Raw genomic sequence first — 18,376 nt, 5'->3', positions numbered from 1 at the left:
AGGGTGTGGGAGAGTAGGTCACCGCCGGACACACATTGGTCGAGGCCCCGAACCACCAGGTTCGGGGCCTCCCACATTTAAACACCCACACCCCCGGGCAACGCTCTCCCACACCCGGCACCCAACCGCGCAACGCTCTCTCACATCCGGCACCCAACCGCGCATCGCTCTCTCACATCCGGCACCCAACCGGGCAACGCTCTCTCACATCCGGCAACGAACCGCGCATCGCTCTCTCACATCCGGCACCGAACAGCGCATCGCTCTCTCACATCCGGCAACGAACCGCGCATCGCTCTCTCACATCCGGCAACGAACCGCGCATCGCTCTCTCACATCCGGCACCGAACAGCGCAACGCTCTCTCACCGGCAACGAACCGCGCATCGCTCTCTCACATCCATGAGCGTTCGGCATGGCCGTTGACGTGTGAAGATGGCCACGATGAGGCGCCTGGCACCCGGTACGTAAGCCGCCGGGGGCGTGCTCCCCTAGAATTGATGGAGATGTACGGACTTCGAAGCGCTTGATTTCGGGTTGCGTAGGAAAACGAAACACGGATACGAGCGGCTGCAGTTGCGCCAGTAGTCGGCTCTCAACAGGAGGAATCCACATGGCTGAGCACAACGGCGGCAACCGCAGGAATGACCGCGGGCCCTTCCGCGGCAACAACAACTCCGGCGGAGAGCCGCGCGGTTTCCGCGCCCGCACCAACCGTGACGGATCTGATTCCGCCGGCCGGCCCGAGCGCGGCGGTAAGCCCTTTGGTGACCGTGACCGTAAGCCCTTCGGCGACCGGCCTCGCCGCGACGAGGGCGAACGTAAGCCTTACGGCGACCGTGAGAACCGTTCATTTGGTGACCGGTCGCCCCGCGACGAGGGTGAGCGCCGGAGCTTCGGTGGCGGTGACCGGGACCGTAAACCGTTCGGTGACCGGGACCGTAAACCTTTTGGTGACCGGGACCGTAAACCTTTTGGTGACCGGCCGCGCCGCGACGAGGGCGAGCGTCGACCTTTCGGTGGTGGTGACCGGGACCGTAAGCCGTTCGGTGACCGGCCGCGCCGCGACGAGGGCGAGCGTCGACCTTTCGGTGGTGGTGACCGGGACCGTAAACCGTTCGGTGACCGGGACCGTAAACCTTTTGGTGACCGGCCGCGCCGCGACGAGGGTGACCGCCGCACCTTCGGTGCAGGGGAGAACCGTAGGCCCTTCGGCGACCGGCAGGACCGCGGACCCCGCAACTTCGACCGTTCCGCTGACAGGGGCCCGGACCGTGGCTTCAGCCGCGGCCCGGCACGCGACGGTGACAGCCGGGATACCCGGGTCGACCGCTACTCCCGTGACAACACCCGTGACTCGGGCCCCCGCGGCTACGGCCGCCAGGAGGACCGCCCCGCACGGGTCCCCAACGTGCGTGACCTCCGCAGCGCCAACCGCCCGGACCGCGAGCGTTCGCCGGAAATTGACGAGGACGTTACCGGCAAGGAGCTGGACCGCGCCACGCAGCACCAGATCAAGACCCTCGAGGCCAAGAGTGCCGAATGGGTGGCCCGCCACCTGGTGATGGCCGGCCGCCTGATCGACGACGAGCCCGAGCTGGCGTTCCAGCACGCCCTGGCGGCAAGCCGCCGCGGCGGCAGGCTCGCCGCCGTCCGCGAGGCAGTGGGCCTCACTGCCTACGCCGCCGGACATTACGGTGAGGCGCTGCGGGAGTTCCGCACGTACCGGCGGATCAGCGGCTCCAACGTGCACCTGCCGGTGATGGCGGACTGCGAACGCGGCCTTGGCCGCCCCGACCGTGCCTTGGACGTGGCACGCTCCGAGGAAGCACAGGACCTGGACGCTCCCGGCAAGGTCGAGCTCGCCATCGTGGCGGCTGGCGCCCGCACCGACCTGGGACAGCTGGACGCAGCGGTCGCGGAGCTGGAAATCGCGCAGCTGGACATCAACCGGGCCTTCTCATACAGCCCCCGCCTCTTCCGCGCCTACGGTGACGCCCTCGCTGCGGTGGGCCGTGAGGCTGAGGCGGAGAAGTGGAAGAAGCAGGCCGTCGTCGCCGAAAACGCGCTGGGCCAGGGCGTCGATGAAGAACCCGACATTATCGACCTCGGCTGGGACGAGGAAGAGGAAGCACGCGAGGAGGCCGAGCGCCGCCGGTTGCTGGCAGGTACCAACAAGTCAGCGGACAGCCGGTCCTCCGACACCGCGGACGCAGCAGGAACGGACGACGCCGGCACTCCCGGCTACGCCGAAGCTGCCAGCGCTTCACCCGCCGACGTCCAGGACGCCAACATCGACGACGCCGAAGCCGACTACTTCGTCTCCGACGACGCGGAATCGGACCAGGACTCGGTGGACGAGGATGAAGAGCACACCGGCGGCCCGACAGAGGACGGCTCGGCCGAGGGGCTCGACGGCGCACAAAGCCACGATGATGCCCCGAACGCTGACCGCAACGAGGACTGACAGGTGGCAGAGGTGTCCCTGATTTCCCGTTTCGACGCGCTCCTGTCCGATCTGGACGGGGTCGTCTACGCAGGACCGCACGCCATCCCGGGCGCAGTGGAGTCCCTGCAGCAACTGTCCGCCTTGGGCATCGGCCTTGGCTATGTGACCAACAACGCCTCGCGCTCTCCGGCGCAGGTCGCCGCGCATTTGCGTGAGCTGGGCGCCCCGGCTGAGGACCACCAGGTGGTCGGCTCGTCCCAGGCCGCTGCGGAGCTGCTGGCGTCCCTGCTGGCGCCCGGCGCGCGGGTCCTGGTTACGGGCAGCGCGGCGCTGGCGCACGAAGTCGAACTGGCGGGGCTCGTTCCGGTCCACAGCCAGGATGAGCAGCCGGTGGCTGTAGTCCAGGGCTTCAACCCCGAGATCGGCTGGAAAGACCTTGCCGAGGCGGCCTATGTGGTGTCCGCCGGTGCCCTCTGGGTTGCCACCAACACTGACATGTCCATCCCTCAGGCGCGCGGGATTGCCCCCGGCAACGGAACACTGGTGGCTGCGGTCGCGGCGGCCACGGGCCGGCAACCCAGGGTTGCCGGTAAGCCGGAGGCCCCCCTGTTCCACACTGCTGCCAAGCGCCTGGGGGCTGAGCGCCCGCTGGTGGTGGGGGACAGGCTGGACACTGACATCCTGGGCGGCAACAATGCCGGCTTTGCCACCGTTGCGGTCCTGACCGGCGTGGACACCCGGGACAGCATCCTGGCGGCACGGGCGGCCGAACGCCCCGCCTACATCATCGAAACCCTTGCGGACCTTTACCGGCCGTACCCCGAGGTGACGCACGAGGACGGCACGTATTACTGCGGCGGGGCAACGGCCAGGGTCGCGAACGGCGCCGTGGGCGTCATCGGCCGCCAGGATGACCTGAACGCCTGGCGCGCTGCCTGTGCTGCCTGGTGGGCCGCGACGCCGGACGCCGCCGCGCCCCATGCGCCCAAACTGGCGTGGCTTGATCATTAGACTGGTCGGATGACTGAGGTGACCGAACCTGGCGAATCCGCAGCAGCCCAGCCGCCCGCGGAGTGGCCCGCGCCTGACGCGACCGGGCTTGCAGCCGGAGCCGGAGTGACCGACCAGGTGGTGGCCGAAGCCATCAAGCGCCTGGAGGCCGTGCCGCACCTGCCAGTGGGCGAGCAGGAAGCTGCGTACAACGAGCTTCATGACGACCTCCTGGCGGCCCTCAACGCGGACCCCACGGATACGGCCAACAGCATCGCGGACGGCGGCGCCTGATGCCGCTCCGGCTCGACCAGGCGCTGGTGGCTCGCGGGCTGGCCCGGTCGCGGACCCACGCCGCAGCGCTCATCTCCGAAGGTAAGGTCAGCTCCGCAGGACTGGTGCTCGCCAAGGCCTCCCTGCAGGTGGATGACGCGCGGGATCTCGAAGTGGAGCACGACGTCCGGGACGAGTATGCCAGCCGGGCCGGGCATAAACTCGCAGGTGCCCTGGCGGAGTTCCCGCAGGTGCTGCCCGAAGGCAAACGCTGCCTCGATGCCGGCGCATCCACCGGCGGTTTTACCGACGTCCTCCTAAGGCGGGGCGCCGCGCACGTGGTGGCGGTCGACGTCGGACACGGCCAGTTGGTGCCCCGGCTGCGGGAGGACCCGCGCGTGGAAGTCCACGAGGGCCTGAACGTGCGGTACATGCAGCCCTCGGACATCGGCGGGCCGGCAGACCTGACTGTCGCAGACCTTTCGTTCATTTCCCTGACGCTCGTAGTCCAGCCCCTGGCGGACTGCACGCGGCCAGGCGGCGACCTGGTGCTGATGGTCAAGCCCCAGTTCGAAATCGGCAAGGACCGGCTGGGCCGTACGGGGGTAGTGACGTCGGAGCGGGAGCGCCGGCTGGCCGTTGAAAAGGTGGCCAGGGCGGCGTTCGACGCCGGACTGGACCTGTGCGGATTGGCGGCCAGTCCCCTTCCAGGCCAGGACGGAAACGTTGAATACTTCCTGTGGATAAGACGCAGGATGGGCCAGGACCTGCCTAAGATCGAAGAGCGGGAGGCAGCTGTGTCTGCTCTGCTTGGACGAATCTGGCCGAACCACTAGAGAGCGGAACCGAATGAGCAGGCGTGTACTGGTCCTTGCCCACACCGGCCGCGAGGAATCGCTGAAGGCTGCCTGGGAGGCGTGTGCCCTCCTGCACGCTTCCGGCATCGTGCCGGTGATGCAGGAATCGGAGCTCCAGGACATGGAGCGGTTTTTCGGACACCTGGCGCAGCCGGTGGAGATCCTGCATGACCACGTCCGGCTTCCCGATGTGGAACTGGTCATGGTGCTCGGAGGCGACGGCACCATCCTGCGCGCAGCGGAACTGGTCCGCGAGGTGGATGTCCCGCTCCTGGGCGTGAACCTTGGCCACGTGGGGTTCCTGGCCGAAAGCGAGCGGGCGGACCTCGCCCAGACGGTCGAATGGATCGCCAGCCGCGAGTACACGGTGGAAGAACGGATGACCATCGACGTTCAGGTGTGGGTGCGCGGCCAGAAGATCTGGCACACGTGGGCCCTGAACGAGGCGGCCATCGAGAAGGCCAACCGGGAACGGATGATCGAGGTGGTCACTGAGGTGGACGAGCGTCCGCTCACCTCCTTCGGTTCGGACGGGATCGTCCTGGCAACGCCCACCGGTTCCACGGCGTACGCCTTCTCCGCCGGCGGCCCGGTGGTCTGGCCCGAAGTGGAGGCACTGGTGATTGTCCCCATCAGCGCGCATGCGCTTTTCGCCAAGCCGCTGGTGGTGTCACCACGCTCGAAGCTCGCCGTCGAAGTCCTGGGCCGCACCGACGCGCAGGGGGTGCTCTGGTGCGACGGGCGCCGGTCCGTGGACCTGCCGCCGGGCTCCCGGGTGGAAGTCACCAAGTCCGGCACGCCCGTCAGGCTGGCCCGGACGCACCAGACGCCGTTCTCGGCCCGGCTGGTGCGCAAGTTCGAACTGCCCATCCACGGCTGGCGCGGTCCTGTTCCGAAGGCGGAGGCCATCACCACAGGCCCCATCCCGGTGGTCCGGACCCCGCGCCCCATGCCCCCGCTGCAGGCCGCACGCCCGGATGCAGACACCGATCCGTCAACCGCGAAGTGAACCGATGCTTGAAGAACTGAGAATCCGCGATCTGGGCGTCATCACCGACGCGACCCTTCCGCTGGGACCCGGGCTCAGCGTGGTGACCGGCGAAACGGGCGCCGGCAAGACCATGGTGGTCACCGCCGTCGGGCTCCTGCTTGGGGCCCGGGCCGACGCCGGCGCGGTGCGCAGCGGCGCCAAGAGCGCAAGCGCCGAGGCCGTCGTGAAGCTCGAGGCGGGCCACCCCGCCGTGGTACGGGCCCTGGAGGCGGGCGCCGAGGCGGAGGAGTACGACGGCGCCGCGGAGCTGATCCTTGCCCGCCGCCTCGGGGCCGACGGACGCAGCCGGGCTTTCCTGGGCGGCCGTGCCGCGCCGGTGGGCGCCCTGGCGGAGGTGGGCGAATCGCTGGTGGTGGTTCACGGCCAGTCGGACCAGATCCGGCTCAAGGGGGCTGCGGCCCAGCGGGGGGCCCTGGACAAGTTCGCCGGGGACGCGCTGGCCGGGCAGCTTGCCGCCTACCAGGAGCTGTACGCCGGCTGGAAGGCGAACCAGGCCGAACTGGACACGCTTCGCAGCGAAGCCCGGGACCGGCTTCGCGAGGCAGAGTCCCTCCAGGCCGCCCTGGCCGAAATCGACGAGGTTGATCCGCAGCCAGGTGAGGACGAACTCCTGAAGGCCGAGGCGGTAAAGCTCGCCAACGTGGAAGAGCTCCGGATCGCGGCCAGCACGGCCCACCAGGCCCTCATAGCCGAGGATTTCGGCGAGGCGGGGGATGCCACCACCCTCATCGACGCCGCCAAGCGGACCCTTGAGCACGTGGCGGAACACGATGCCGAACTCGGCGCCGCTGCCGCACGCCTCGCCGAGGTGGGATTCCTGCTCAACGACATCGCCACGGAGCTGGCCAGTTACCAGGCCGGTCTCGACACTGAAGGCCCGGAGCGGCTGGCAGAGATCGAGGACCGCCGTGCCGCGCTGGCCAGGCTGGTCCGGAAGTATGCACCCAGCATTGACGAAGTGTTGGAATGGGCGGAGAAGAGCCGTGCCCGGTTCGACGAACTGCAGGACGATTCCAGCCGGATCGAGGCCCTGGAAGCGGAAGTGGTCCGGGCGGAAGCCGAGCTGAAGAAACAGGCGGCAGCCATCAGTAAGATCCGGACGAAGGCCGCGAAGGATCTCTCTTCCCGGGTCAGCGCCGAGCTGACCGCTTTGGCCATGGCGGACGCCACCCTGGTGATCACCCTCGAACCGGCGGGCCAGCTCGGCCCGCACGGCGCGGATGACATCAGCTTCTTGCTGCAGCCGCACGCCGGAGCACCGGCAAGGCCGCTGGGCAAGGGCGCGTCCGGCGGTGAACTTTCCCGCGTGATGCTGGCCATCGAAGTGGTGCTGGCGGCCGTGGACCCGGTGCCCACTTTTGTCTTCGACGAGGTCGACGCCGGCGTGGGCGGACGGGCCGCCGTCGAGATCGGCCGAAGGCTGGCCATGCTGGCGCGGCACGTGCAGGTGCTGGTGGTCACCCACCTTCCCCAGGTGGCGGCGTTCGCGGACCAGCACATCACGGTGACCAAGACGTCGGTCCGGGGAGCCGACGGCGGCACCGCCACCGGGTTCACCTCCAGTGATGTGCGCCTCCTTAACGGGCCAGAACGGGTCCGCGAACTGGCCCGCATGCTCGCGGGCCAGGAGGACTCAGAGTCTGCGCGGGCGCATGCGCAGGAACTGCTGGACGACGCCAAACTGCTGCCACAGCGCGCCTGAGCGGCCCGGACGCGGGTCCCGTGGCGGGCCATTCCAGCTGCCCGCTGGACGGGCTGCCCTTGCCCATCGGGATCCGGGACTGCAGACTTGGACGTTTGGGGGAACAGTGTCCCCGTCCGTGGAAGGCTCATTTGATGATAGGCTCGAATTCCGTGGTGCAGCGATCAAATTCCCGTGTAAATTCCCGGTTCCCGGGCTCGTCCAAGACGACCAAGCACATCTTCGTAACCGGTGGTGTGGCGTCCTCGCTCGGTAAGGGGCTGACGGCTTCGAGCCTCGGCCACCTCCTGCGGGCGCGTGGCCTGTCTGTAACTATGCAGAAGCTCGATCCCTACCTGAACGTGGATCCGGGCACGATGAACCCCTTCCAGCACGGCGAAGTCTTCGTCACCGACGACGGCGCCGAGACGGACCTGGACATCGGACACTACGAGCGCTTCCTGGACGAGAACCTCGAAGGCTCGGCCAACGTCACCACCGGCCAGGTGTACTCCACGGTGATCGCCAAGGAACGCCGCGGCGAGTACCTGGGGGACACCGTCCAGGTCATCCCGCACATCACCGATGAGATCAAGCGCCGCATGCGCCTGCCCGCCGAGGGCAAGAACGCTCCGGACGTCATCATCACCGAAATCGGCGGCACGGTTGGCGACATCGAATCCCAGCCCTTCCTCGAATCCGCCCGCCAGGTGCGGCAGGACATCGGCCGCAGCAACGTGTTCTTCCTCCACGTTTCCCTGGTCCCGTACATCGGTCCGTCCCAGGAACTGAAGACCAAGCCCACGCAGCACTCCGTTGCCGCTTTGCGCTCCATCGGCATCCAGCCCGAGGCCATTGTGATCCGTTCGGACCGCGAAGTGCCCGAAGCCATGCGCGAAAAGATCGGCCGCATGTGCGATGTGGACATCGACGCCGTGGTCAACGCCGCGGACGCGCCCAGCATCTACGACATCCCCAAGACCCTGCACAGCCAGGGCCTGGATTCGTACATCGTGCGGGCACTGGACCTCCCGTTCAAGGACGTGGACTGGACCAGCTGGGACCGGCTCCTGGAAGCGGTGCACAACCCCAAGCACCACGTGGAAATCGCGCTGGTGGGCAAGTACATCGACCTGCCCGATGCCTACCTCTCGGTCACCGAGGCGCTGCGCGCCGGCGGTTTCGCCAACGAAGCCAAGGTCAAGATCCGCTGGGTACCGTCCGACGAATGCGAAACCCGCGAAGGCGCCATCAAGGCGCTGGACGGCGTGGACGCCATCTGCGTCCCCGGCGGCTTCGGCATCCGCGGCCTCGAAGGCAAGCTTGGCGCCCTTAAGTTCGCCAGGGAAACCAAGCTCCCGGTGCTGGGCCTGTGCCTGGGACTGCAGTGCATGGTCATCGAATACGCTCGTAACGTGGTCGGCCTGGAAGGTGCCTCCTCCAGCGAGTTTGAGCCGGACTCCAAGTACCCGGTCATCGCCACCATGGAAGAGCAGCTGGAATTCGTCGAAGGCGGCGGGGACCTGGGCGGCACCATGCGCCTGGGCCTCTACGAAGCCAAGCTGGACGAAGGTTCCGTCATCGCCAAGACCTACGGCAAGACCAGCGTGAGCGAACGCCACCGGCACCGCTACGAGGTCAACAACAAGTACCGTGACCAGATCGCCGCCCAGGGCCTGGTCTTCTCGGGCACGTCGCCGGACGGCAAGCTTGTTGAGTACGTCGAGCTGCCCGCTGACGTCCACCCGTACTACGTGGCCACGCAGGCCCACCCGGAACTGAGCTCCCGGCCCACCCGGCCGCACCCGCTCTTCGCCGGCCTGGTCAAGGCCGCCCTGGACCACCAGAACGGCGCCGCCACGGCGGCCGCCGGCGCGTCCGGAGCCAAGGCATCGGGTAGCGTAGCGGCTAAGTAACGCACAACAGAAGAAGGACGGCGCGATGCCCGGTACACCTGAAACCAATCCTGCTGCAGGCCACGTTTCGGATGCACCGAGCACGCGCCGTCTCTTGTCTACCGAGAAGGTCTACGACGGCCGGATCTGGGATGTCGTCAGCGATACGTTCCAGCTGCAGGATTCCGGCCACGCCCTGACCCGGGACTATATCGACCACCCAGGCGCCGTGGCCGTCCTGCCCATGAACAAGGACGGGGAGATCCTGCTTCTCAAGCAGTACCGGCACCCCGTGGGCATGGACCTGTGGGAGATCCCGGCCGGGCTGTTGGACGTCGAAGGTGAGGACTTCGTGGCCGGAGCCGCCCGGGAACTCGCCGAGGAAGCAGACCTCGCCGCCGGCACCTGGAACGTCCTGGTGGATTTCTTCAACTCGCCGGGCTCGTCCAGCGAAGCCATCAGGATCTACCTGGCCAGGGACCTTACGGAGATCCCGCGCCCCGAACGGCACCACCGCACGGACGAGGAAGCGGAAATCGAATTCCACTGGATCAGCCTGGACGACGCCCTTGCCGCCGTTCTGGCGGGCCGCCTGCACAACCCGAGTGCCGTCGTCGGAATCCTCGCAGCGGCCGCCGCCCGCGCTGACGGCTACGCAAGCCTCCGCCCCGCTGACGCCCCCTGGCCCGAACACCCCAGCCAGCGCTGATGGTTCCATCGGCTGAAGCTGCGCCGGTCCGCCCGGCGGCACCTCCCGGCGCCATTGAGAGGGCCATCACGGACTACCTGCAGCACATGGGCGTCGAACGCGGCCTCGCCGCGAACACGCTGGCCGCCTACCGCCGCGACCTAGCCCGCTACTCCCGCTACCTGGCCGCCGCGGGCTGCACCCGCCCCGAGGACATCACCCGCCGGCACGTCACCGGTTACGTCCAGGCCCTTTCGGACGGGTCCGACGGGGGCTCCACGCTGGGCGTGCGCTCTGCGGCCAGGACGGTGGTTGCGGTCCGTGGCCTGCACAAATTCTGGGCGGTCGAAGGCCACACCCCGGCAGACCCTGCAAGTGAAGTGCACCCACCCATGGCCGGCAAGAGGCTGCCCAAGGCCATCAGCGTGGACGAGGTCACCCGGATCCTGGAGGCGGCCGGCACGGACACGGCCACTGGCCTTCGCGACCGGGCCCTCCTTGAGTTCCTTTACTCCACCGGTGCCCGGATCAGCGAGGCAGTGGGCCTGGACGTGGATGACATCTCCCTGCCAGAGAGGGAATCCCTGGAGGGAGGTCCCGCCATTGTGCGCCTGTTCGGCAAGGGGTCCAAGGAGCGCCTGGTGCCGCTGGGCTCCTACGGTGCCCGGGCCCTTGACGCCTACCTGGTCCGTGGCCGGCCACTGCTGGCCGCCAAGGGCAAGGGCACCCCAGCGTTGTTCCTGAACGCCCGTGGCGGACGGATCAGCCGGCAGAGCGCATGGACCATCCTGAAGGCGGCCGCGGAAAAGGCCAACATCACCCGGGACGTCTCGCCGCACACGCTGAGGCACTCGTTCGCCACCCACCTCCTGGAAGGCGGCGCGGACGTCCGGGTGGTCCAGGAACTGCTGGGGCATGCGTCCGTCACCACCACCCAGGTGTACACGCTCGTTACCGCGGACACGCTCCGTGAGGTCTATGCGGCGGCGCACCCACGGGCCCTCGGATGAGCGCCGCCGTCACCCTCTGCTTCCTGCTCCGGGAAGGGGATGCCGGCCGGGAAGTCCTGCTCGGCCTGAAGAAAACCGGCTTCGGACGCGGGAAGATCGTAGGGCTGGGGGGCCATGTAGAGCCCGGAGAGACGGATGCCGAGGCCGCCTGCCGCGAAGTCTATGAGGAATCCGGAGTGCTGGTCAGGGAGGAGGACCTGCGCGACGCCGGTCTGGTGGTCTTCGATTTCCCGGCCCGGCCGGAGTGGAATATGAGCACCCGGCTGTTCGTCGCTGCGCAGTGGATCGGGGAGCCGGCCGAAACGGCCGAAATCCTCCCCGAATGGTTTGGCACAGCTTCGCTGCCGGTCGAACGGATGTGGCAGGATGCGGCCCACTGGCTCCCGCTGGCCCTGGATGGCAACACACTCCAACTCACCGTGGTCATGAACGATGACAACGAAAGCGTGCGGGAAGTCCTGGACTACACCTCCCGCTGAAAACAGCTTCGCCTCCAAGCGGTGTAACCGTCCCGGCCGGAAACTACAAGCGACGGCGGGCCGCCACCCCAAGGTGGCCGGCCCGCCGTCGAACGCTAACCCTAAGCCGTTGCTACGGCACGTGGCGTTCTTCTGCTCCGTTGTATTCGCTCAACGGACGGATGAGCGAGTTGGAATCAAGCTGCTCCATGATGTGGGCCGTCCAGCCGGTGATCCGGCTGGCCACGAAAAGCGGCGTGAACGTGGGGGTGTCGAAGCCCATCAGGTGGTACGTGGGCCCGGCAGGGTAGTCGAGGTTGGGCTTGATGGCCTTGGCCTCGTCCATGGCCTGCTCCAGGCCGTTGTAGAGCCCCAGCAGTTCCGGGCGGCCGTAGTGGGCAATCATCTTGTCCAGGGCGGCCTTCATGGTGGGAACGCGCGAGTCGCCGTGTTTGTAGACGCGGTGCCCGAAGCCCATTACCTTCTTCTTCTGCGCGAGGGCGTCCTCCATCCACGCCTTGGCCCGGGCAGCTGCCTCCTCCAGGGATTCCTCCTGGCGGATGCCGATCTCGTCGAAGGTGTGCATCACGGCCTCGTTGGCGCCGCCGTGCAGAGGCCCCTTGAGCGCACCGATGGCACCGGTCACGGCCGAGTGCAGGTCGGACAGCGTCGAGGTGATGACCCGGGCGGTGAATGTGGAGGCGTTGAAGGAGTGCTCGGCATACAGGATCATCGAGACGTTGAACGCCTCCACCACCTCGGGCACCTGCTCCTCGCCGAAGGCCATCCACAGGAAGTTCGCCGAGTAGCCCAGGTCATCCCGCGGCGCCACCGGTTCCTGCCCGTGCCGGCGGCGCTGGTCGTACGCCACTACGGCGGGCATTGCGGCGAAGAGGTCCACGGCCTTGGCCATGTTTGCCTCCCGCGAGGAGTCCTCTGCCATGGGATGCCGGGCGCCCATCACGGAGGCGGCCGTGCGGCACACATCCATGGGGTGGGACGTGGTGGGCAGCGCATCGATGACCTGCTTGACCACCGGATCCAAAGCGCGGCCGGCCCGCTCCCGGGCTGTGAACTCCGCGAGCTGCTCAGCCGTGGGCAGTTCGCCGTTCCACAGCAGGTACGCAACCTCCTCAAAACTGCACCGGGCCGCCAGCTCCTGGACCGGATAGCCCCGGTAGAGAAGCGAATTGGTCTCGGGGTTCACCTTCGACACGGAGGTGTAATCCACCACGACGCCGGCGAGGCCCTTCTTGATGTCCTGTTCAGCCATGCTGAAACTCCTTTGTTCCTGTCGCCTGGTGGCCCGGATGGTGCCGGGCCGGGGTTTGCGGGTTTCAGTTACCGGGAACCTGGAAGTTGAAGATCCCGGTATCGAAGCGGTTGTAGGCCTCGTAATCCACGAGGTCATACAGCCGCGCACGCGTGAGCATGTTCCCGACCTGCGCCTGCTGGGTGCCGTCAGCCCTGATCGCTTCCAGCGTACGCTCCGCGGCGCCCATGGCACTACGGAGGAGCGTCACCGGATAGATGACTATGTTGACGCCTACGCCGTGGAGCTGGTCCACGGTGAAGAGGTCGCTCTTGCCGAACTCGGTCATGTTGGCCAGGATCGGCACGTCCACTGCATCCCGGATGGCCTGGAACTCGTCCAGGGTGGCCATGGCTTCCGGGAAGATCGCGTCCGCGCCGGCCTCCACCAGCGCCTTGGCACGGTTCTGGGCGGCGGCCAGGCCGTCCACGGCGCGGATGTCGGTCCGGGCCATGATCAGGAAGTTCGGGTCGCGGCGGGCGTCTGCCGCGGCGCGGATCCGCTTGGTGGCCGTGTCCAGGTCCACCACGTTCTTCCCGTCGAGGTGGCCGCAACGCTTGGGGTTGAACTGGTCCTCGATGTGCAGCCCGGCCAGGCCGGCGTTCTCGATTTCCTGCACGGTCCGGGCCACGTTCATCGGTTCGCCAAAACCGGTGTCCGCGTCCACTATCGACGGCAGGTCCGTCATCCTGGCGATCTGCCCCGCGCGGGTGGCCACCTCGGTGAGGGTGGTGAGCCCGATATCCGGCAGGCCCAGGTCGTTGGCCAGCACGGCGCCGGAAATGTAGACGCCGTCAAAGCCTTTTTCCTCGATCAGCCGCGCGGAGAGCGGGTTGAACGCGCCGGGGAACCGTGCGGTGGTCCCGGCGGCGAGGAGTTCGCGGAACCGGATGCGCTTCTGCTCCGGCGTCACTTTGGAGTACAGCATCTAGAACAGGCCCTTCGGTGCCGCGTCCAGGTCGATGACGCCGGGGGCGGCAGCGATGTTCAGCTGGTCCAGTTCGCCTGCGGCCAGTTCCGGGAGGCGTTCGACGGCGGCGAGGAACCTTTCGATTTCGGCCTCCTCCACGAGGCCGGCGGCCAGGGTGCGGAACTTGTTGACGTACTGTTCGCGGGCGAACGGCCGGGCGCCGAGCGGGTGTGCGTCCGCCACGGCGATCTGGTCCGTGATCACGGTGCCGTCGGTGAGCGTGATCTCCACGGATCCGCCGAAGGCCTTTTCACTGATATCCAGTGAGTGGTAGCGGCGGGTCCATTCCGGGTCTTCTTCAGTGGTGACCTTGTGCCACAGTTCCACGGTGTCCGGGCGGGCGGCGCGCTCGGGGGCGTAGGAGTCCACGTGGTGCCAGGAGCCGTCCTGCAGGGCCACGGTGAAGATGTACGGGATGGAGTGGTCCAGGGTTTCCCGCGACGCGGTGGGAGAGTACTTCTGCGGATCGTTGGCGCCGGAGCCGATCACGTAGTGGGTGTGGTGGCTGGTCTTGATCAGCACCGAGGCCACGTTGGCCGGGTCCGTGGCCTCCGGGTGCTCACGGTTGAGCTTGCGGGCCAGGTCGATCCAGGCCTGGGCCTGGTATTCCGCGGAGTGTTCCTTGGTGTAGGTGTCCAGGATGGCCCGTTTGGCTTCGCCCGGGGTGGGCAGCGGCACCATGTAGGACGCATCCGGCCCGTCCAGCATCCAGGCGATGACGCCGTCTTCGCCTTCATAGATCGGCACGGGGGAGGTCTGCCCGCGCATGGAGCGGTCGGCGGCCTCGACCGCCATCTTGCCGGCGAAGGCGGGGGCGTGCGCTTTCCAGGTGGAGATTTCACCCTTGCGGGACTGGCGGGTGGCGGTGGTGGTGTGCAGCGCCTGGCCCACGGACTGGAAAATGGTTTCCACGTCCAGGCCCAGGAGGGTGCCGATTCCCGCCGCGGCGGACGGGCCAAGGTGGGCCACGTGGTCGATCTTGTGCTTGTGCAGGCAGATGGCCTTAACCAGGTTGACCTGGATCTCGTAGCCGGTGGTGATGCCGCGGACCAGGTCCGCGCCGCTGGCGCCCGTGTGCTGGGCCACGGCCAGGATCGGCGGAATATTGTCGCCAGGGTGGGAATAGTCCGCAGCCAGGAAAGTGTCGTGGTAGTCCAGTTCACGCACTGCCACGCCGTTGGCCCAGGCTGCCCATTCGGGGGAGACCCGCTCGTCGATGCCGAACACCTTGGCGCCCTTGCCGCCGGTGCTGGGGCCGTGCGCCAGGGCCTGGGCGCGGGCGGCGACGATCGGGGCGCGGTTCAGCGAGGCGATGGCCACCGACGCGTTGTCGATGATCCGGTTGATGACCATGTCGGTGACCTCGTCGGTGACTGCCACCGGGTCCGTGGCCACCTGGGCGATCTTGTAGGCGAGCTGCTCCTCACGGGGCAGGTTTTCCTCGCTCTTGTACACGCGGACGTGGTGTTCCTTGACCATGGTGCTCCTTCTAGGGGATGTGGGTGGCTTTGACGTGGGAGAGGCTGCGGTGCAGGTGGACGGTGGTTGCCGCCTGGGCCAGCCGTGGGTTGCCGGCCGCGATGGCCTCGGCGATCGCGGCGTGCTCCGCGGCGGCAGCGGTGAGCCGGTCCGCATCATCGGCGGCCAGCCGGCGGACCCGGACCAGGTGGACCCGGAGGCTCCGCATGGCCTGCGCCAGGTATGAGTTGGAGATCGCCGAGTCGATGGCGGCGTCCAGCCGGGCCGCCAGCGCGTAATAGGCCTGCCGGCCGGATTCGCTGCCGTCGATCAACTGCGGGGCCGCGGCCAGCTCCTGCCTGAGTTCTTCGAAGGTGGCCGGATCGCCGCGCTCGGCAGCCAGTGCGGCAGCCTTCCCCTCGAGCGTTTCGCGGAGTTCGAACAGTTCCCCGATGTCCTCCAGCGAAATTCCGCTGACGACGACGCCGCGGCCGCCTGCCGCCGTCGTCAGTCCTTCGGCGGTGAGGCGGCTGAGCGCCTCCCGGAGGGGAGTACGTGAGACGCCGAGGCGTTCGGACTGTTCGACTTCCGCCAGGACGGTTCCCGGGCCCAGGCGCCATTCGATGATGTCATCGCGCAATGCCGCATATGCCCTGTCGCTGGCCCGCATCCCGGTCTCCTTCCTTCGCTGCAACCCGATCAGTGTATACACGGCGTAGCCATTGTTGCACCAGGTTCGAAGAATCTCTCGAAAATTCTTGCCATTTGTATACAGGACACACCCCCGTGGCCTGGCTCCGCACCGTGACGTGGCTGCGTCAACCCGGGGGCTATCTGTTCATCACGCGTGGGAGTGTGACGGCCCAAGCCCCTGAGTCAGTGCCCGTTCCAGCGGTACTCGTTCTCGGGCCGCCCCGGCGTGCCGTACCGTGCTGTGCGAAGGGCCGTGCCGGCGTCGGCCAGGTACTCCAGGTAGCGCCGGGCGGTCACGCGGGACATGCCCAGCGCGTCCATGACCTCTGTCGCCGAGACAGCACCCCTATGTTCCCGGAGGTAGTCCTGAACCGATCCGAGCGTGGCTGCAGAGAGGCCTTTCGGCAACGGAAGTTCTGAGGGCGCGCGCAGGCTTGCGAAGGCCTGGTCCACTTCGCTTTGGGAGGCGCCGGTCCTGCCGCGGCCGGCCTGCCGGTCCGAAAGCTGGTGGCGGAAGCTCCGGTAGCTCTCCAGCTTGTCCGCAAACGTGGCGAACGTGAACGGCTTGATCAGGTACTGGACCACGCCGATGGCCACCGCGCTCCGGACTATGCCAAGCTCCCGGACCGCCGTGATGGCAATGATGTCCGCCAGGATTCCGGATGACCGCATCCGGCGCGCAATATCCAGTCCGTGCAGGTCGGGCAGGTTCATGTCCAGCAGCACCAGGTCGACAGGGGCTCCTGAGCTGGCGAGTTCTCCCAGCAGCCGCAACGCGGACTGGCCGTCGGCGGCCGTCCCGGCCAGCTCAAAGCCCGGAATCCGCTGGATGTAGGCGGCGTGCGCGGCCGCGGCGACGGCTTCATCCTCAACGACGAGGACACGGATGGTGCTCACGGCTGCTCCTTACCGGGGGTTGCGGCGGCGGCGGGGAGGAAGACTTCGAACTTGGCCCCGCGGCGGCCATTGACCGTCAGGATGCCTCCCAGGCGCCCAACCGATTGGCGGACCAGGGCGAGCCCGATGCCGCGGCCGCGGGAACCGGGCTTGGTGCTGTAGCCGTGCCGGAATATCCCCTCCGCGGCCGCCGGATCGATGGGCGGCCCCGAGTCATGGACGGTGATGTCCAGGCCCTCCTCGTCCGATTCCACCGTCAGCATGACATGCCGGGGCGGTGCGCCCTCGGCCGCCGCGTCGATGGCGTTGTCCAGAAGGTTCCCCAGCACTGTTACCAGGTCCTGGACGGCGATGCCCGCCGCGCCTCCGGTGCCCAGCGCCGCCACGTCCAGCTGTACCCCGCGTTCATGCGCTTCGGCGGCCTTGCCCATGACCAGGGCCGCCAGCACCGGTTCATTCACGGAACGCACTATGTCGTCGGTCAGCTGCTGGCTCAGCTCCAGATCCTTCGTGGCAAAGTCGAGCGCCTCAGTGGTCCGTCCCAGCTCCAGCAGGGAAACCATCGTGTGCAGGCGGTTGGCGTGTTCGTGGGTCTGGGCGCGGAGCGCATCCGAGAGCGTGCGCATCGTCTGCAGTTCGCTGCCCAGCGCTTCCACCTCTGTGCGGTCCCGGAGTGTGGCCACCGTTCCGTAGACGGGCGCGCGGCCTCGGAAACCGGGGGAGGAAGGCGCCCTGGCCGGGGCCTGGGTGACCACCAGGATGCGTGGACCGGCCAGCACCATCTCGTCCTTGGCCGTGCGGCCGGATTCGAACAGGACGCGGAGTTCGTCATCGAGCGGAAGGTCTGCCAGGGCGGGGGCGTCCCTGGGATCATTGCCGCCGCGGTGTTCCAGTCCCAGCAGTTCCGCGGCCTGGTCGTTGTACATAACCACGCGGCCCCTGGTGTCGATCAGGACCAGCCCCTCACGGATTGAATGGAGCACGGACTCGTAATACGCGAACAGCTGGGCCAGCTGTTCCGGACCCCAGCCGCGCGTGACCCTGCGCAGGTACCGGCCCAGCAGCCACGCTGCCAACGAACCGCCCACCAGCAAGGCTCCTCCTATCGCGGCCAGCGCCGGAAGCCGCCCGGCGAAGGCCACATCCACCGTCCGGACCGTGACGCCGGCGGACACCAGCGCCTTCACGCTCCCGTCCGCTTCCTTCACCGGGACGATGGTCCGGACTGAGGGGCCCAGCGTGCCGGCGGTGACCTCCGTGAACACTTCCCCCCGCAGCGCCGCATCGATGGAACCGATATAGGGCTGGCCGATTTCGTCGGGGCTTGGATGCGTCCAGCGGGTGCGGTCCGGAGCCATGATCGTAATGAAATCCGCATGGGCAGTGGCCATGACCTCCGTGGCGTAGGGCTGCAGGGCGGCGGACGGGTCGTCCGTGGCTGCGGCCTCCAGCACCACCGGCGCAGCCGCCACGGCTGCGGCAATGCCTGCCATGCGCGCCCCGGCCTCTTCGTAGGCGCGGTCCCGGGCGTCCACATAGGCCGCAGAACCGACGATGGCGATAAACGCCACCACGATCAGCAGGTTCGCCACGAACAGCCGCCGGGCAATGCTCCAGTGGTGAATCATCCGCGCCTCCTTCAACCTTCCTGCGGCCACCGTGCCTCCTGCGACCAATATGAACGCAACGGTGAGC

16 protein-coding genes are annotated in these 18,376 nt (G+C 67.7%); 10 read left to right on the top strand and 6 right to left on the bottom strand.

Annotated elements, in window-relative coordinates:
- The first annotated feature begins 612 nt into the window (after positions 1-612).
- The 10 genes from ACIQCM_RS15015 to ACIQCM_RS14970 all read left to right on the top strand — a co-directional run bounded on the left by ACIQCM_RS15015 (position 613) and on the right by ACIQCM_RS14970 (position 11,372).
- Positions 613-2,466, top strand: a complete 1,854-nt coding sequence (locus tag ACIQCM_RS15015) for a hypothetical protein (RefSeq protein WP_400608293.1) — start codon at positions 613-615, stop codon at positions 2,464-2,466.
- Positions 2,467-2,469: 3 nt separating this feature from the next.
- Entirely contained in the window at positions 2,470-3,459 is a 990-nt protein-coding gene (locus ACIQCM_RS15010; protein WP_400608295.1) for an HAD-IIA family hydrolase, read from the top strand.
- 9 nt (positions 3,460-3,468) lie between these two features.
- Positions 3,469-3,732: a hypothetical protein gene (locus ACIQCM_RS15005; protein WP_400608297.1), complete on the top strand. Its 264-nt coding sequence runs from the start codon at positions 3,469-3,471 to the stop codon at positions 3,730-3,732.
- Positions 3,732-4,547 (top strand): TlyA family RNA methyltransferase, encoded by an 816-nt coding sequence (locus ACIQCM_RS15000; RefSeq protein ID WP_400608299.1) that lies wholly within the window; start codon positions 3,732-3,734, stop codon positions 4,545-4,547. The genes ACIQCM_RS15005 and ACIQCM_RS15000 overlap by 1 nt, the downstream gene beginning before the upstream one ends.
- A 13-nt stretch (positions 4,548-4,560) precedes the next feature.
- The gene (locus ACIQCM_RS14995) at positions 4,561-5,577 is read left to right on the top strand and encodes an NAD kinase (RefSeq protein WP_400608301.1); all 1,017 of its coding nucleotides are present in this window, start codon (positions 4,561-4,563) and stop codon (positions 5,575-5,577) included.
- Positions 5,578-5,581: 4 nt separating this feature from the next.
- Positions 5,582-7,321, top strand: a complete 1,740-nt coding sequence (recN, locus tag ACIQCM_RS14990) for a DNA repair protein RecN (protein ID WP_400608303.1) — start codon at positions 5,582-5,584, stop codon at positions 7,319-7,321.
- 134 nt (positions 7,322-7,455) lie between these two features.
- Positions 7,456-9,216 (top strand): CTP synthase, encoded by a 1,761-nt coding sequence (locus tag ACIQCM_RS14985; RefSeq protein ID WP_400608305.1) that lies wholly within the window; start codon positions 7,456-7,458, stop codon positions 9,214-9,216.
- Between the two features lie 25 nt (positions 9,217-9,241).
- Positions 9,242-9,904: an NUDIX domain-containing protein gene (locus ACIQCM_RS14980; protein WP_400608307.1), complete on the top strand. Its 663-nt coding sequence runs from the start codon at positions 9,242-9,244 to the stop codon at positions 9,902-9,904.
- Positions 9,904-10,893: a site-specific tyrosine recombinase XerD gene (gene xerD / locus ACIQCM_RS14975; protein ID WP_400608309.1), complete on the top strand. Its 990-nt coding sequence runs from the start codon at positions 9,904-9,906 to the stop codon at positions 10,891-10,893. Before ACIQCM_RS14980 ends, xerD begins: the two co-directional genes overlap by 1 nt.
- Entirely contained in the window at positions 10,890-11,372 is a 483-nt protein-coding gene (locus ACIQCM_RS14970) for an 8-oxo-dGTP diphosphatase (RefSeq protein WP_400608311.1), read from the top strand. Before xerD ends, ACIQCM_RS14970 begins: the two co-directional genes overlap by 4 nt.
- Before the next feature lie 112 nt (positions 11,373-11,484).
- On the opposite strand, the gene ACIQCM_RS14965 is transcribed toward ACIQCM_RS14970, so the two are convergent.
- From ACIQCM_RS14965 to ACIQCM_RS14940, 6 genes are all read right to left on the bottom strand, one after another.
- Positions 11,485-12,624: a bifunctional 2-methylcitrate synthase/citrate synthase gene (locus tag ACIQCM_RS14965; protein WP_400608313.1), complete on the bottom strand. Its 1,140-nt coding sequence runs from the start codon at positions 12,622-12,624 to the stop codon at positions 11,485-11,487.
- A 64-nt stretch (positions 12,625-12,688) separates the two neighbouring features.
- Complete coding sequence (gene prpB / locus ACIQCM_RS14960) at positions 12,689-13,591, bottom strand: methylisocitrate lyase (RefSeq protein ID WP_400608315.1); 903 nt, start codon at positions 13,589-13,591, stop codon at positions 12,689-12,691.
- Complete coding sequence (locus ACIQCM_RS14955) at positions 13,592-15,112, bottom strand: MmgE/PrpD family protein (protein ID WP_400608317.1); 1,521 nt, start codon at positions 15,110-15,112, stop codon at positions 13,592-13,594.
- 10 nt (positions 15,113-15,122) lie between these two features.
- Entirely contained in the window at positions 15,123-15,761 is a 639-nt protein-coding gene (locus ACIQCM_RS14950) for a GntR family transcriptional regulator (RefSeq protein ID WP_400608318.1), read from the bottom strand.
- Between the two features lie 206 nt (positions 15,762-15,967).
- Complete coding sequence (locus tag ACIQCM_RS14945) at positions 15,968-16,681, bottom strand: response regulator (protein WP_400608320.1); 714 nt, start codon at positions 16,679-16,681, stop codon at positions 15,968-15,970.
- Positions 16,678-18,309, bottom strand: coding sequence for an ATP-binding protein (locus ACIQCM_RS14940; protein ID WP_400608322.1), 1,632 nt, complete (start codon positions 18,307-18,309; stop codon positions 16,678-16,680). Before ACIQCM_RS14940 ends, ACIQCM_RS14945 begins: the two co-directional genes overlap by 4 nt.
- Positions 18,310-18,376 lie beyond the last annotated feature (67 nt).

The sequence above is a fragment of the Pseudarthrobacter sp. NPDC092439 genome (assembly GCF_044754945.1).
Lineage (GTDB): Bacteria > Actinomycetota > Actinomycetes > Actinomycetales > Micrococcaceae > Arthrobacter.
Note: the sequence above shows the minus strand (reverse complement) of the source record. Positions and strands in the feature narration are given on the sequence as shown.

Coding starts and splice junctions, on each gene's coding strand:
- ACIQCM_RS15015 (WP_400608293.1), top strand. CDS start 613: ATGGCTGAGCACAACGGCGGCAACCGCAGGAATGACCGCGGGCCCTTC.
- ACIQCM_RS15005 (WP_400608297.1), top strand. CDS start 3,469: ATGACTGAGGTGACCGAACCTGGCGAATCCGCAGCAGCCCAGCCGCCC.
- ACIQCM_RS15000 (WP_400608299.1), top strand. CDS start 3,732: ATGCCGCTCCGGCTCGACCAGGCGCTGGTGGCTCGCGGGCTGGCCCGG.
- ACIQCM_RS14995 (WP_400608301.1), top strand. CDS start 4,561: ATGAGCAGGCGTGTACTGGTCCTTGCCCACACCGGCCGCGAGGAATCG.
- recN (WP_400608303.1), top strand. CDS start 5,582: ATGCTTGAAGAACTGAGAATCCGCGATCTGGGCGTCATCACCGACGCG.
- ACIQCM_RS14985 (WP_400608305.1), top strand. CDS start 7,456: ATGATAGGCTCGAATTCCGTGGTGCAGCGATCAAATTCCCGTGTAAAT.
- ACIQCM_RS14980 (WP_400608307.1), top strand. CDS start 9,242: ATGCCCGGTACACCTGAAACCAATCCTGCTGCAGGCCACGTTTCGGAT.
- xerD (WP_400608309.1), top strand. CDS start 9,904: ATGGTTCCATCGGCTGAAGCTGCGCCGGTCCGCCCGGCGGCACCTCCC.
- ACIQCM_RS14970 (WP_400608311.1), top strand. CDS start 10,890: ATGAGCGCCGCCGTCACCCTCTGCTTCCTGCTCCGGGAAGGGGATGCC.
- ACIQCM_RS14965 (WP_400608313.1), bottom strand. CDS start 12,624: ATGGCTGAACAGGACATCAAGAAGGGCCTCGCCGGCGTCGTGGTGGAT.
- prpB (WP_400608315.1), bottom strand. CDS start 13,591: ATGCTGTACTCCAAAGTGACGCCGGAGCAGAAGCGCATCCGGTTCCGC.
- ACIQCM_RS14955 (WP_400608317.1), bottom strand. CDS start 15,112: ATGGTCAAGGAACACCACGTCCGCGTGTACAAGAGCGAGGAAAACCTG.
- ACIQCM_RS14950 (WP_400608318.1), bottom strand. CDS start 15,761: ATGCGGGCCAGCGACAGGGCATATGCGGCATTGCGCGATGACATCATC.
- ACIQCM_RS14940 (WP_400608322.1), bottom strand. CDS start 18,309: ATGATTCACCACTGGAGCATTGCCCGGCGGCTGTTCGTGGCGAACCTG.